Origin of the sequence: Candidatus Salinivivens marinus (genome assembly GCF_965655845.1) — a bacterium.
GTDB lineage: Bacteria > Pseudomonadota > Alphaproteobacteria > Rhodobacterales > Rhodobacteraceae > Salinivivens > Salinivivens marinus.
The window spans coordinates 136,837-150,558 of sequence record NZ_CBFHHX010000005.1; the positions used below are offsets into that span (position 1 = coordinate 136,837).

Consider the following 13,722-nt stretch of genomic DNA (forward strand, 5'->3'; position numbering starts at 1 on the left):
AATTTATTAAATTTTCCATTCAGAATGGTTTGCGAGCACGGATATGATGTGGACAATGTTCACCACTCTTTAAAACAGTAACCAGCTTTGACCAAATCTCCACCTGATGATCAATGAAATCTTTTCCGTGACGCTCTTGTAGTTCGGAGCGTTTTGGTCCTTTCAACCATTGCAGTTCCTTGTCAGCTTCGGTGGCATACCAAGAATTTCTATTTACCAACTCAATATCTATAAAACCTGCTCTTTTCATTGCGTTTGCATACCTGGTCGGTGATGCCATTGCAAAGTCAAGTCCCTCTGCTTTAATATAATCCGCCATTTGAGGCGAAGGATCATTGTCATGACTAATCAACCAATCAGACGCTGCAAATTGTCCACCGGGCTTGAGAATTCGGAACGCATCAAGCGCCATGGTTTCTTTATCAGGAATATGAATTATGGCATCTTTAGAAAAAACAACATCAACTTCATTATTGGTAAAAGGTAAAGGACCAGGCTCAACTAATTGAATCTGTACTTTATCAGAAACCCCTTCTGCTTTAACTCGATTTGTCGCAGCATCGCAAACAGGCTGTTCTACATCTATACCCACCACTCGTTTAGCGTGATATTCTTTAGCTAATAGTATTGCGCAAGCACCAGAACCACAGCCAATATCAATTACCAATTTGCCGTCGACATTAACACCTTCTAATACGCGACGCACCTCGCCAGCTCCACCTGGCGACAGAAAGCCATCGCCCCAGATATCTTCTAAAAATTCTATAACTTGTTGATCATATAGTACTTCGTCAGACAATAACTATTCCTCTTATTTTAAGAAAAAAATTTTAGCTACCTTAATGTATATACTGTAGTGAAACAACTAAAAGCACCAGCACTTGTTACTTAATCAATACGATTTGCTAGATCTAATCAAACGTTATCGCGCAAATTTGCCGCGCATTTTTGCAAATAACTGACGAAATCTATATTTACAAAGTCAGCGATCGTGTTATCTGTTTTTTTTTGAGAAAAAACCGGAGAAAAACACATGAAAATAATACTTGCCGCTACCGCGGCTTTAGGCATCGCAATATCAGGCAATGTGCTAATGGCCGCATGCGACGACGGTGAAATGGTTATTAAATTATCCCACGTCACCAATACCGACAAGCACCCAAAGGGTATTGCCGCGTCACTACTTCAACAGCGTGTAAATGACGAAATGAACGGTAAAGCTTGTATGGAAGTTTACCCAAACTCAACACTATATAATGATAATCAGGTTCTGGAAGCAATGCTACAAGGTGACGTACAAATGGCTGCACCATCGCTCTCAAAGTTTGAGCAGTTCACGAAAGTTTTTCGTATTTTTGACCTTCCATTTATGTTCAAAAACATCAATGCAGTTGATGAATTTCAAAATTCTGAAACTGGCCAGGCAATGAAAGAAAGTATGACACGTCGCGGATTACTAGGGCTTGCATTTTGGCATAATGGAATGAAGCAAATGTCAGCTAACAAACCACTTGAAATGCCAACAGATGCGAATGGTCTGAAATTTCGCGTTCAAAACTCTGAAGTTCTAAAAGCACAAATGGCTGCACTTGGAGGCTCACCTCAGCCAATGGCGTTTTCTGAAGTGTACGGCGCATTACAAACTGGCGTTGTAGATGGCCAAGAGAATACTTGGTCAAACATATATGGCAAAAAATTCTTCGAAGTTCAGGATGGGGTCACTGAAACAAATCACGGTATCATTGACTACATGCTAGTTACATCAACAGATTGGTGGGATAGCTTGGATGCGGGAATGCGTGATCAGCTTTCTAAAATAGTTGATGAAGTTACTGAAGCTCGTAACTCGGAGTCTACTGCTGTTAATGAATCAGCAAAGCAAGAGATCATTAGTTCAGGTGGTGTAGTTCGCCAATTAACTTCGGCACAGAGAGATGCATGGGTCGCTGCCATGATGCCAGTATGGGATCAATTTAAAGATGATGTTGGAGAAGAAAATATTGCTGCTGCGCAAGCAATAAACGCTAATCATTAAATCGATGCAAATAAATGCCGGCCATTCGTAAAATGGCCGGTCATAAAATCTTATAATTAGCCATCAATAATATATTTTAAAATGCAGGATACAGAACATCATAACGGAAAGTCGAGAGTTTCGCGCTTTATTGACGAAATTGAGGAAACTATTATTGCCATCATTTTGGCACTAATGGTGACAATTACATTTATAAATGTCGTATTACGCTACGGGTTTAATTCAGGTTTGATCTGGGGTCTGGAAATGGTCACCTTCCTTTTTGCTTGGTTAGTATTACTTGGAATTAGTTACGCGGTGAAGAAAAAATTACACCTTGGTGTAGATGCTCTGTTAAACATTTGTTCAGCCCCAAGTAAGCGTATTTTGGCCTTAACAGCAGCAATTTTATGTATTTTGTACGCCCTATTATTATTTAAAGGTTCTTGGGATTACTGGGCAAATTTTGCAAACTTACCGCAGACTACCGGGCGATGGTTTCCAACAGGGTTTGAAGAGATGAAAAGAACTTCGTACCGTTCGTGGTATGAGGTTATTGATATTCATATGCCAGACTGGTTGCGATGGATAGAACCGCTTATAAATTCTGGCGATTCGTATGAAAAAATACCGCGATTTATTCCATACGTAATGTTGCCTGTCGGAAGTGCATTATTGCTCTTAAGGTGTATACAAGTAATGTTTAAAATAATTGAAGGCAAACAAGATTCACTAATAGTAAGTCATGAGGCAGAAGATAGAGTTGAAAAAATAAGCGAACCGGAAGTTTAGAGGCAAATTAATGGAAGTCGCTATTTTATTCCTATTAGTAATTGCAATGCTAATAATAGGCGTTCCTATTGCAATATCTCTTGGCTTGTCCTCCATTTTTTTTCTTTTAACATTAAGTGATACTTCACTCGCCTCCATCGCCCAATCCTTTTTCCAGGCGATGGCTGGACATTACACACTATTGGCCATTCCATTTTTTATTCTTGCATCATCATTCATGTCCACTGGGGGTGTCGCCAAAAGAATTATTCGCTTCTCAATTGCGGTTGTAGGACATTTCCCTGGGGGGCTTGCAATAGCGGGCGTTTTTGCTTGCATGCTATTTGCTGCTTTGTCCGGATCGTCGCCAGCTACCGTTGTGGCTATCGGTACAATCGTTATTGCGGGAATGAGGCAGGTTGGGTATTCGAAAGAGTTTGCAGCAGGCGTAATTGCAAACGCAGGCACACTAGGAATATTAATACCACCATCTATTGTAATGGTAGTATACGCGTCCGCTACAGATGTGTCAGTAGGCAGAATGTTCCTTGCAGGGGTGATACCCGGTTTGTTGGCTGGTATCATGTTAATGGTGACGATATATATAATAGCCAAAATGCGTAACTTACCCAAAGGTGATTGGTTGGGTTGGAATGAGATTTTTGCTTCTGCAAGAGAAGCAGTTTGGGGGCTTTTTCTCATAGTTATCATTCTAGGCGGTATATATGGTGGAATTTTTACCCCTACAGAGGCCGCTGCAGTTGCATCCGTTTATGCATTTTTCATTGCAGTTTTCGTTTACCGCGATATGGGACCACTTGCAGCGAGGGAAGGCAAACCGCGACAAAACTTAATACAAAACCCATCAGCATTAATAACGGCTTTTTTCCATAAAGACACTAGAGATACTTTATTCGAAGCTGGAAAACTGACAGTTACATTGATGTTTATAATCGCCAACGCTCTTATCCTTAAGCATGTTTTAACTGACGAACAAATACCGCAACAGATTGCTAGTGCAATGCTTTCTGCGGGGTTCGGCGCTATTATGTTTTTAGTGATCGTAAATATAATTTTACTGATTGGTGGTCAGTTCATGGAACCATCAGGATTAATCGTAATTGTGGCACCATTAGTATTTCCAATTGCAATCGAGCTTGGAATTGACCCAATACATCTTGGAATTATCATGGTCGTAAATATGGAGATTGGTATGATTACCCCACCTGTTGGCTTAAACCTATTTGTTACATCTGGTGTAGCCAGAATGCCAATGATGTCAGTTGTAAGAGCGGCTCTACCATTTTTGGGTGTCTTATTTATATTCTTAATTTTGATAACTTACGTTCCAATAATCTCTACATTTTTGCCAACGTACTTCATGGGGCCTGAAATTATCACCAAGTGAAATTATTGCCACGGCTCAAGAACTATTTTTGGCGCTGCAACTTTATTCCTAAGGAGATCTTGAAAGGAACTTTCACCTTCCGAAAGTGGGCGCTTCTCGATCCAATCTAATGTACCTAGACGCCCAGCAAATAATGCTTCTGCAGTATCTTTAAAATCTTGTGCAGTATAGGTGTAGGTCCCGATAAAGGTTATTTCCTGAAGGGTCATACGCCTAACATCAAGACCATTAGTGTTGTCTCCTAAACCCACGTGTGCAATGACCCCACCAGGGGACACTAGCTGTGATGCTACGGCCCGAGTTGAAGCGAAGCCCACTGCGTCGATAACTATTGGAAATGAATTCTCTGTTTTTTCCACAATTTTGGCATCTATATGTTCTAGCAAATATTTTCTGCGCAAAGGGTTAAATTCAGATATAGTCAGCTCAGTAATACCCATCGCCTTAAGCGCTAGTGCAGTCGCAAGACCAATTGCACCACCTCCAATTACTAGAGCTTTTTTTTCCATCTTAGCGTCAATTGCATTGGTAGCTAATTTGGCAGTATGCCAACCAACAGCCAAGGGCTCGACTAAGGCTGCTTTATCAAGAGAATACTCAGTTGGTACATTAACCAAATTTCTTTCAGGCATAGTAACATATTGTGCAAATGCACCCTCTCTTGGAGGCATGGAAATAATTTGCCTGTCAGGACAGATGTTTTCTCTTCCAGTCGTACAAGCTGAACAGTTACCGCACGAAACTAGAGGGTTAATTGTAACCCGTTCACCATCGCGAGCACCACCACAAATAATTCCAGCTGCTTCATGGCCCAGTATAAGCGGAGCTGGACGTCTTTCATCATGACCTAAATACGCATGCATATCAGAGCCACAAATCCCCACTGCTTCGATCTTTATAAGAACGTTATCTTGACCCGATCTTGGTTCGTTAACATCACAATAAGAAAGTAGCTTAGGGCCATTATAAACAAGTGCCTTCATTTTGAGGTAAACCCTCCATCAACCATAAGAACTTGGCCAGTAACATATCCCGAAGCCTCAGAGCACAAAAATAATAAGGGACCATCAATGTCCTCTAGTCTTCCATTCCTTCCAATACAAGTTTGCATAGCATTTCGCTCAGCTCGCTCTGAGTCATCAAAAACTGATTTTGTAAGTTCTGTAGGAAAGAAACCAGGCCCAATAGCATTAACGCAAATGCCGTCTCCTGACCATTCTTCTGCCATTGCCCTAGTTAACTGAACAATACCACCCTTCGACGCTCCATATGCCAAACCGCCGGGAAATGCTCTGGTAGATTGCAACGAAGCAAAATTTACTATTCGACCCCAGCCCCTCTCTTTCATCACAGAGATTGCAGCCTGCGATAAGAAAAATGGTGCTGATAAATTAATTTCAAGTGTTTTGTCCCACCCCTCTGAAGTTACTTCATTAGCATTCTGCCTTGGGTTTAAGCCAGCTGCATGTACTAAAATATCTGGCATACCAAATTCCTTGGAGGCTTCAGATAAAAGGTTTTTAATTTTATCGCGTTGAGCAACATCTCCCACAACGAAAGAGAAACTATTCCCTATTTCTTTTCTTAGTTCTTCAAGTGCATCTCTTCTCCGGGCAACACCTATTACTTTTGCCCCCGCGGCTGATAAGACTATTGCAGCGCGTCGTCCAAGACCTGAACTTGCTCCTGTAACAAGTGCAACTTTGTTTTTAAGGTCAAAGAGCGAGTTTAGACTAACCATTTGCTGTTAGATCAAATTTTTCATTTGGAAAAAACTTAGCCAGCCTAACATCGGCTGTCCTTGCATGACCTTCCATACCTTCGAGCCTTGAAATACGTGCCGTAGCTTCTGCTATAGGGCGGGCACCTTCTCGAGTTGCGCGTTGCCACGTAACAATTTTCATATATTTGTGAACACTTAGCCCACCTGTATAGTTAGCCGCTCCCGAAGTTGGCAGAACATGATTGGTACCGGATGCTTTATCTCCAAAAGCAACCGTCGTCTCTTCACCTAAAAATAAAGATCCATAACAGCTAAGATTTTCTAACCACCAGTCTAGATCTGCAGCCTGCACTGTTAAATGTTCAGGTGCATAGTCATCTGATGTTTGCGCCATTTCCTCACGGTTATCACAAAGAATTACTTCGGCGTAGTCTCGCCAAGCTGCAAATGCGTTTTCACAGTTCGTATCTGGCAAATCTTCTATCAATCCAGGAACAAGCTCCATAACTTTTTCAGCCAATGCTTGATCATCCGTTACGAGCCAAACAGGTGAATTATAGCCATGCTCTGCTTGTCCCACCAAATCAACAGCTACTATCATGGGATCAGCCGTCCCATCTGCTAGAATAAGACTATCCGTAGGACCAGCAATCATATCAATACCAACGCGTCCAAACAACATGCGCTTTGCCTCCGCAACAAACTGATTACCTGGGCCGACCAGAATATTTGCTTTTGGCAAACCAAACAGACCAAATGTCATTGCTGCTATTCCTTGGACCCCGCCCATTGCGAGTATTTTATCAGAACCACAAATATGCGCAGCGTAAATTATCGCTGGAGCCACCCCAACACCGGGTCTAGGAGGAGAGCACGCTATAATATTTTCACAACCTGCAACTTTCGCTGTTGTGACCGTCATAATGGCACTTGCAATATGGCTATAACGACCGCCAGGAATATAACACCCTGCTGCATTCACTGGGATAGCTTTTTGCCCTGCTATTAGTCCAGGTACAACTTCAGTTTCAAAATTTGCAACAGTTGATTTTTGAGCTCTAGCAAATCTCTCAACATTGGAATGAGCAAATTCAATATCTTGCTTCATCTTCTCTGGAACTAATTCAGCTGCTGCCTCAATGGCGCTTTTAGAAAGAATAACTTCGCCTTCATATTTATCAAATTTAGACGCGTATTCTAATGCCTTTTCATCACCACCATTTTCAATATCGTGTAGAATATCTCTTACAATTTGCTGAGTCTTTGTATCATCACTACGGGAATGAAGAGGCGCTTTTTTCAAATATTTTATAGTCATAATTATATTCCTGCTGCTGCTTTAACTGCAGCTTCATTTTTATTGTGTTGAATTGATCGGTAGAAGGCATAGCCAATTAGAGAAAAACCAATGCCACCTGTGATCAATTCAGGTACATGGAAAAGTGATTGTAAGAACATGATAACCGAAAGGGCAAATATGGAATAAAAAGCTCCATGCTCTAAGTAACGGAATTCAGCAAGAGTGCCACGTTCTACCAGCATTATGGTCATTGAACGAACGTACATCGCACCAATACCTAAACCTATTGCGATTAGTAAAATGTTGGTTGTAAGTGCAAAAGCTCCAATAACTCCATCAAAAGAAAAACTAGCATCTAAAACTTCTAGATATAGGAAAGCACCCAATCCACCCCTCGCACCAAGTGAGCTTGTGGATCCAGCCATACCATCAAGATAAGACCCTAAACCATCGACCAGCATAAATACTAAAAGTCCAAAAAGTGCAGACATTAGAAAGGAAGCGTGCTTTGGTTCTGGTAAAAATTGGCAAATTCCAAGTATCATACAAAGTACGATTACGATTTCAAAACCCCTTACTGAACCAAACTTACGCAAATTTCTCTCAAGTCCAACAAACCAATCCACCGATTTATCTTCATCAACAAAAAATTTTAGAGCAACCATCATTAAAAAGGTTCCGCCAAAAGCCGATATCGGACCATGGGCGTCTTCGATGATATGCGAATACTGATCTGGATCTGACAGAGCTAAATGCATCGCGGCAAATGGATTAATCCATGCGAAGATTGCTACTATAGCTAACGGAAAAATAATACGCATGCCAAAAACGGCAATTAATATACCCCAGGTTAAAAACCTTTTTTGCCAAACAGGTGTCATCTCCACTAATTTATTGGCATTAACAATCGCATTATCGAAGGACAAAGCTATTTCCAAGGCTGCTAATATTCCTCCAATAATGAGAAACCCGATTAACCCAGATAAAGTGCCAGTTGTTACCCAACCCAACCAAGCTGATAAAGTTAATCCGATTACGGTAACTATTATTGGCCATTTCTGGTATGATAAAGCTGATCTAGTCATCCAAGCACCTTATGATCCAAACACCTGGTTAGGCAGCCAAAGGACAATTTGAGGGAAAATAAAAATGAGTATCAGTCCAATCAACTGAATTACCATGAACTGCATCATTCCCAAATATATATCCTTCAGGTCCCAATTTGGGACGACGCCTTTTAGAAAATATGCAGACAGGGCAACCGGTGGCGATAGCCATGCGGTTTGTAGATTAACCGCAACTAGAATACCAAACCAAACCATCAAGTCATATTGGCTCAACCCATGAACATCTAATGACAAAACTGTGGGAAGTAGTATAGGCACCACAATTAGTACTATAGGCACCCACTCTAATGGCCATCCTAATAAGAAAATAAGGGCCATTATTAATATCAAGATAAGGTAAGGCGACATATCCATGCCTAACAGCATTTCTGTCATCATCTTTGGCGTTCCAAGAGAGGAAAACTCGGCACCGAAAAAGTTTGACGCTGCCACTAAGAACATAATTAATACCGTGATTTCTAGTGCTTTAATCATATTGTCAAAAAAGCCAGAAATGGTGAACTTTCTGTAACCAATCGATAGAAGAATTGCGCCAAATGCACCCATTGCAGCAGCTTCCGCAGGAGTTGCAAAACCAAGTAAAATTGAACCTAAGGCAAAGGAGATCAGAATCGTGGGTGGCATGAGACCGGCAAAAAACTCATCCCATATCTCTGAAAACTGAAAGCGCTCGTATGCATCATTACGGTAAATTGGTAAGGCTAGTGCTGCTAGAAACAAGATAAACGCCAGCAATATAAACGAGATGGTTCCACTTCCCCCGATCCAATTTATGTAAAATATATAAACATGGAAAAGAATAGCCAGTGGCAGAACAATTCTAAGAGCATTAGTGCTTCTGTAAGCTCTGTGAGCTAATAAAATAGAAGCTGTGAGAACTAGTAATCCTCCAAATGGAATAAAGCCCCCAAATGCACCACCTATACTCAACCCAAATACACGACAAATTGTAAGTATTCCGAGAGATATTAAGGCGACTTCGGCACCATAGAAATCAGATGTTTTGGGCTGAACGGAGGTGGGAAGAATTGGACCCAAACTTGGGTTAAGCCAACAGCGACCCAAGGTATATAATAAATATAAAGTTGCAAGTAATGCTCCAGGTATAAATGCGCCGCGAAACAAATCTAATGTTGAGACTTCCAGAACTGGACCCATTACAATAAGCATAATTGACGGAGGAATTAGAATACCCAATGTACCTCCTGCAGTTATTGTCCCAGCAGCAAGCTGAACATTATAACCAGCTCTAGTCATTGTTGCACCTGCCATTATTCCCAGTAGTGTCACCGAAGCACCAACGATCCCGGTTGCAGCGGCAAAAATTGTAGAAACAATCAAGACTGCAATATAAAGTGATCCACGTACACGCGCCATTATCATCTGAATAGACGAAAATAATCTTTCCATTAATCCAGCAGCTTCCATCACAATACCCATTAGGATAAATAACGGCACTGCCATCAACTGATCGTTAAGCATGGTTGAGTTGGTGTTTAGAGTCATCAAAAGTGTTGTAAGCTTAAAATTTGATCCCCAAATACCAAAGACAAAAGCCAGAAATATTAAAGTGAAAGAAATAGGGAAGCCAATGAAAATGACAAATATCATTGCAGCTAACATTATTAGGCCTATAGTCGGCTTTGATAGACTAGGGCGTGATGACATAATGTCAGTAAACCATTCGCCACCCGGCGTGACATCTGGGATGAAAACGGCCATTACCAACCAAAAAAGAGTGATGAAATAAATTGGTAGAGCCATCACAAAATAACGTTCGCGCTCTTTACCCATTTTATGGAAGGCTCGAAAGAGTTCAGGAAGACCCTGTAGTAACAAAAGAAGACCACCTACGGGCATTGCCAATCGAGCGGGCCACAAAAGAGGTTCCCATGGACTATCAAAGGCAGTTTCACCTGTTCTGTATGCTAGTTCCCAATATTGAGCTGCAATGATTGTAAAAAAAATCATAGAAGGTATAAAAAATAGCATATAAAGTAGCGCATCTACCGTAGCTTGCGTCTGATTGGACCAATTTCTATACAAAAAATCAGCACGAATATGAACGCCGCGCATCAGACCATACCCAGCAGCACCCATGAATAGCACACCTGATATCATTCGGCTAATATCATAGGCGAAAACAGTTGGACCTAATCCTAATGCTCGAGCGGTATCATCCCAGCCATTGCTTGCCATAATTCCAAAAGAATTTCTTGCAATAACCTCAAAAACCACAACCCCAATTAATGGAATCATTAATAAGCACAAAAACTTTCCTGCCCAATTATTTAATAGATCAATTGATCCAGTAATTGGGCGCTGCCAAGAGGTCATATCAGCAGGGGTTTCGCCTGGTTTTTCTTTGCGCCTTTCCGCGATCAGCTCGTCTGCGATTTCTAAATCTGCTGGGTCAACTTCATCAGCCATATCCCATACTCCCTTTACACCACTACCCTTTTTAAAGGGAGAAATTCTTGTTTAGGAAAATATTACCGTACTTACCAAAAAAAGAAAGGAACGGGGCGCAAATAGCCCCGTTCTAAATAAGAAGATTATTTTAAAGTTTCAGCATGCGCTCTACCCAAACTCGCATTTGAAGTTTGCGCTCCAGCCCAAAATGGCACCACTATGTCTGCAAAATCTTTTTGTGACTGCCAAACCTCTGCAAAGAATTCATTTTCCGCAGCTGCTTCCTCAAGGAGTTTCTTGGCTGCCGCCATATACTCAGTGAAATAATCTGCTGGTGTATCCTCTAAAATTACACCATGATTTTCAGTGAGGTCTTTAAGAGCTGCACCATTTGTTCCGATGCGGTAGGATTGAGATTTTGACAAGGATGCATTCGCTGCAACTTCTAACGCTTTTTTCTCAGTAGCCGATAGACTATCATAAACATCGCCATTTAGATAAAAGTCAGCATTTACCACAACCTGATGAAGACCTTGTAGGTAATAATGCTTCAATACCTTCTGAAACCCAAAAACGGAATCCGGTTGTGGACAACACCACTCTGCGGCATCAATCGCACCTTTCTCAAGTGCTGGCAAGATATCACCACCACCCATAGCAACAGCAGCAACCCCGATCTCGTTATAAGCTGCACCAACCATACCTGGAGGAGCTCGGAAACGTAATTTGCGGAAATCATCCATAGTTTCAATTTTGCTTGGGAACCAACCAAGCGCCTCTGGACCAACGGGCTGCAACATGAAGCCTTTTACGTTTACACCCATCTCATCCCAAAGTCGGTCATAAAGCTCTCTGCCGCCGCCGTACTGAAACCAAGCTAGAAAAGACATGGCGTCTAACCCTACTCCCGCGCCTGCAATAGGTGCTCCAAATAAATTGGCAGCCGGATGTTTTCCACCCCAATAGTGGGTCCAAGCAAACCCACCCTCTACAAGGCCTGCATCTACTGCATCCATAATATCCCGCGGGCCAACTACTGCTCCGGCTGGTAAAATTTCAATTTTAACAGACCCACCAGTCAATCCTTCAACGTCATCGGCAAAGCTTTGAAGCATAAATACTTCATCGCTAGAATTACCAAGCACTGATTGTATACGAATGACAGTTTCGGCTGTCGCTGACGTGGCTAAAAGTGCTAAAGCTGTTGCTCCAGCCGCCACAGATTTTAAACTGAACATGTTCTTCCTCCCATAGTTCAATGCCCTCGATGTTTATTTTGAAAGCCGCCAAGTCGAGGACGTTACTTGGCTCTCTTCAAAGATGCAAAAGCACCCTTATTAAAATTTTAAAATTGGCTATCATGCCTCCTTCAAAATTAAATTACTCGCTTTTTCACCAATCATTATAGCTGGCGCATTAGTATTCCCACTCGTTATTCTTGGCATAATAGATGCGTCGGCAACGCGCAGACCCTCTATGCCCTTCACTTTTAGATTTGGCGTGACGACGGCCATTTCATCAGTGCCCATCTTACATGTCCCTGTTGGATGATAAATCGTTACCGCTGTCCGGCGTATCCAATCCAACGTTGCATCGTCATCGTTGATAGCAACCTCTGGACCTGGTGAATACTCGCCGGTTAAATGCGATTTCAAAGGTTGGCAGTCAGCTATTTTTCTTGCAATTTTGACGCCCTTTACGATTGTCTTGCAATCTGTATCGGTAGATAAATAATTTGGATGAATTTCTGGAGAGTCCATAAAATTGGGCGATCTCAACTTTAAATGGCCAGCACTTTCAGGACGGAGTTGTAATACGGAAGCTGTGAAGGCAGAAAAATTATGTGTTAGTTTAGATGGCATATCAGCGCTGAACGGTTGAATATGGAACTGGATATCCGGCGTTTCTAGGTGAGCTTCAGTTTTGAGAAAAGCAGTCCCTAAACTGGCAGCCATTGTCATCGGCCCTCTCTGAGTAAGGATATACTGCAACCCAATTAAAGCCTGCTTGAAATAATTACTGGTCTCCACATTTATTGTGCTCAAATCAGTTTTAAAAATTGGGCGTGCCTGGAGATGATCCTGCAAATTCTCACCCACACCTTTAAGATTACTTTTAACTTCTATTCCAAGTCTTTGAAGTTCAGCTCCTGGCCCAATACCCGATAGCATCAAAATTTGTGGAGAACCTATAGACCCTGCCGATAAAATAATTTCTCGCCTTGCCGAAATTGAACTTACATTTTTCTTAATTGAAACGTCGATCGACTTAGCTCGACCATCCTGAATATTTATTTTCTGCACATGCGAATTAGTCACCACAGAAAGATTTTGTCTTCCTTTGATTGGATAAAGATATGCTGCAGCTGACGAACATCTTCGTCCCCCTCTCATTGTAAGTTGAAAATGACCAACACCTTCTTGGTCACTTCCATTGTAATCAGGGTTACGTCGATACCCAGCATTTACAGCGGCATCCACCCATATGTCTACAATATCACGTTTCAACCGAGCAGGCTGAACCGAAAGTGGACCATCACTTCCCCTCAATCCTGTGTCGTCCGTGCCTGACCATTTCTCAGATTTTTTAAAGAAAGGCAGAACATCTTCCCAAGACCAACCGGAACAACCAAGCTGTGCCCAAACATCAAAATCTTGAGGTTGCCCACGTACATATAGAAGGCCGTTCAGCGAGCTTGAACCACCCAAAACTCTACCCCTAGGCCACGGAATCGACCTGCCTGCAATACCGGAGTCATTTTCTGTTTCATAACACCAATCATAGGCTGGATTACCCATTGTTTTGTAATAACCAACAGGTACATGTATCCAAGGGTTCCAGTCAGACGGCCCAGCCTCGAGCAAACCGACTGTATACCGACCACACTCAGAAAGACGATTAGCCAATGCGCAACCAGCCGAGCCAGCGCCAACAATCACGTAATCAAACTCCATAAACCCCCGAATA

General features: G+C 42.0%; 11 protein-coding genes. 3 read left to right on the forward strand and 8 right to left on the reverse strand.

Translation table 11 applies throughout. The features are described 5' to 3' along the window. Positions 1–19 precede the first annotated feature (19 nt). Entirely contained in the window at positions 20–799 is a 780-nt protein-coding gene (locus ACTF5Q_RS06355; RefSeq protein WP_438953802.1) for a methyltransferase domain-containing protein, read from the reverse strand. A 234-nt stretch (positions 800–1,033) separates the two neighbouring features. On the opposite strand from ACTF5Q_RS06355, the gene ACTF5Q_RS06360 reads away from it, so the two are divergent. The 3 genes from ACTF5Q_RS06360 (at position 1,034) to ACTF5Q_RS06370 (ending at position 4,193) form a co-directional block, all read left to right on the forward strand. Then, positions 1,034–2,035: a DctP family TRAP transporter solute-binding subunit gene (locus ACTF5Q_RS06360; protein WP_020043825.1), complete on the forward strand. Its 1,002-nt coding sequence runs from the start codon at positions 1,034–1,036 to the stop codon at positions 2,033–2,035. Positions 2,036–2,116: 81 nt separating this feature from the next. Next, positions 2,117–2,806 carry a TRAP transporter small permease gene (locus ACTF5Q_RS06365; RefSeq protein ID WP_438953803.1) on the forward strand — a complete coding sequence of 230 codons (690 nt, stop codon included), beginning with the start codon at positions 2,117–2,119 and terminating at the stop codon, positions 2,804–2,806. Between the two features lie 10 nt (positions 2,807–2,816). Further along, the gene (locus tag ACTF5Q_RS06370) at positions 2,817–4,193 is read left to right on the forward strand and encodes a TRAP transporter large permease (RefSeq protein WP_438953804.1); all 1,377 of its coding nucleotides are present in this window, start codon (positions 2,817–2,819) and stop codon (positions 4,191–4,193) included. Between the two features lie 2 nt (positions 4,194–4,195). Here ACTF5Q_RS06370 and ACTF5Q_RS06375 read toward each other — a convergent pair whose 3' ends face one another. The 7 genes from ACTF5Q_RS06375 to ACTF5Q_RS06405 all read right to left on the reverse strand — a co-directional run bounded on the left by ACTF5Q_RS06375 (position 4,196) and on the right by ACTF5Q_RS06405 (position 13,709). Then, positions 4,196–5,176 carry a zinc-dependent alcohol dehydrogenase gene (locus tag ACTF5Q_RS06375; protein ID WP_438953805.1) on the reverse strand — a complete coding sequence of 327 codons (981 nt, stop codon included), beginning with the start codon at positions 5,174–5,176 and terminating at the stop codon, positions 4,196–4,198. Then, complete coding sequence (locus ACTF5Q_RS06380) at positions 5,173–5,934, reverse strand: SDR family NAD(P)-dependent oxidoreductase (RefSeq protein WP_438953806.1); 762 nt, start codon at positions 5,932–5,934, stop codon at positions 5,173–5,175. Before ACTF5Q_RS06380 ends, ACTF5Q_RS06375 begins: the two co-directional genes overlap by 4 nt. Next, entirely contained in the window at positions 5,927–7,234 is a 1,308-nt protein-coding gene (gene hisD / locus ACTF5Q_RS06385) for a histidinol dehydrogenase (RefSeq protein WP_438953807.1), read from the reverse strand. The genes ACTF5Q_RS06380 and hisD overlap by 8 nt, the downstream gene beginning before the upstream one ends. A gap of 2 nt (positions 7,235–7,236) precedes the next feature. Next, a complete protein-coding gene (locus ACTF5Q_RS06390; protein WP_438953808.1) occupies positions 7,237–8,301 on the reverse strand; it encodes a DUF475 domain-containing protein in 1,065 nt (354 codons plus the stop codon). Between the two features lie 9 nt (positions 8,302–8,310). Next, a complete protein-coding gene (locus ACTF5Q_RS06395; RefSeq protein ID WP_438953809.1) occupies positions 8,311–10,773 on the reverse strand; it encodes a TRAP transporter large permease subunit in 2,463 nt (820 codons plus the stop codon). 125 nt (positions 10,774–10,898) lie between these two features. After that, positions 10,899–11,993: a TRAP transporter substrate-binding protein gene (locus tag ACTF5Q_RS06400; protein ID WP_154036812.1), complete on the reverse strand. Its 1,095-nt coding sequence runs from the start codon at positions 11,991–11,993 to the stop codon at positions 10,899–10,901. Between the two features lie 120 nt (positions 11,994–12,113). After that, complete coding sequence (locus ACTF5Q_RS06405; RefSeq protein ID WP_438953810.1) at positions 12,114–13,709, reverse strand: GMC family oxidoreductase; 1,596 nt, start codon at positions 13,707–13,709, stop codon at positions 12,114–12,116. Between the last annotated feature and the right edge of the window lie 13 nt (positions 13,710–13,722).